The sequence below is a fragment of the Bradyrhizobium ferriligni genome (assembly GCF_056837965.1).
In genome coordinates, this window is sequence record NZ_JBXEJO010000250.1 from 1 (window position 1) to 469 (window position 469).

A 469-nucleotide genomic window follows, 5' to 3' on the forward strand; every position below is an offset into this window, starting at 1 on the left:
ATATATAACACAGGATATATACCAAGAGACTTGAAGACATCAGTATTCATACCACTACCCAAAAAGCCCAAAGCACAGGAGTGCACAGACTATAGGACAATTAGCCTGATGAGCCACATAACAAAAATACTACTCAAGATCATACATGAAAGAATTAAAAACAAGATAGACATAGAAGTAGGAGAAGAACAGTTTGGCTTTAGAAAGAACAGAGGAACAAGAGAGGCAATACTTTGTATAAGACTACTCGCTGACAAGTATATAGAAGTGCAAAAAAGTATCTACTTGTGTTTCATCGATTATAGCAAAGCTTTTGACAGAGTCCAACATGAAAAGCTAATCATATGTCTACAAGAAATAGGCCTAGATGGGGATGATATCAGACTAATAAGTAACATATACTGGGAACAGACAGCAATAATAAAACATGAAAATAGCTACTCTCCATACATAGACATAAAGAGAGGAG

Annotated in this window: 1 protein-coding gene; it reads left to right on the forward strand. The window is 35.4% G+C overall.

Annotated features, from left to right (window positions below; genetic code table 11):
• Positions 1-108 precede the first annotated feature (108 nt).
• Positions 109-469, forward strand: a 361-nt coding sequence (locus tag AC1VNY_RS42605; protein ID WP_482409689.1) for a reverse transcriptase domain-containing protein, incomplete at its 3' end; no start/stop codon positions are given.